Below are 256 nucleotides of genomic sequence, written 5' to 3' on the forward strand. Positions count from 1 at the left end.
GTTGGCCAGTTGGGCGTCCTTCAGCAGCTGCTCGTCCTTCACCATGCCGAAGAGGCGGTCGTAGTTCCAGGTGGTATCCCGGAACACGCGGCCGTCCTCGAAGTCGGCCAGGCAGTCCGACAGGTCGACCACGATGTCCTTGTCGGTGTCACTCTCGATGGTGAAGCGGTCCAGGGCGTTGCGGACCTGCCACGGGCCGCCGCTCCAGTCGCCGCGCGTGCGCTGGCCGGCGATGGCCAGGTCCAGGTACTTGTCC

The 256-nt window shown here is 66.8% G+C and carries 1 protein-coding gene; it reads right to left on the reverse strand.

The genetic code is table 11. From position 1 onward, the window contains the following. Nucleotides 1-256: hypothetical protein (locus tag ACM0OP_RS24470; protein WP_414530993.1), on the reverse strand; the 256-nt coding region annotated here is incomplete at both ends.

It is taken from the genome of Nodularia chucula CCY0103 (assembly GCF_963923915.1).
Classification (GTDB): Bacteria; Cyanobacteriota; Cyanobacteriia; order Cyanobacteriales; family Nostocaceae; genus Nodularia; species Nodularia chucula.